At 36.4% G+C, this 272-nt stretch carries 1 rRNA gene; it reads right to left on the bottom strand.

Annotated features, from left to right (window positions below):
• Window positions 1-198: 198 nt before the first annotated feature.
• Window positions 199-272, bottom strand: a 16S ribosomal RNA gene (locus H5079_RS18270); the annotation flags it as partial.

The following is a 272-nucleotide window of genomic DNA, read 5'->3' as shown; positions in this document are numbered from 1 at the left end:
TAAATGGCACTGAATGGTACTGCTACCATTCTTTTTTTACTTTTGAAAACTCTTGATAAATAACAATGTTATTCATCAGAATTTTATTATCAGCTTTTCCAAATTTTTAAAGAGCATATTAATTAGTTATCCCGAAGGACAAGCACTAATTAACAATCATCTGTGTGGACACTACGAACAAATAAGTTCTAAATCGTATAAGGAGGTGATCCAGCCCCAGGTTCCCCTAGGGCTACCTTGTTACGACTTCACCCCAGTCATGAATCACTCCG

The organism is Pseudoalteromonas sp. SG44-5 (genome assembly GCF_014164175.1).
GTDB classification, from domain to species: domain Bacteria; phylum Pseudomonadota; class Gammaproteobacteria; order Enterobacterales; family Alteromonadaceae; genus Pseudoalteromonas; species Pseudoalteromonas nigrifaciens.
This window is presented reverse-complemented; position numbering and strand designations above follow the sequence as displayed.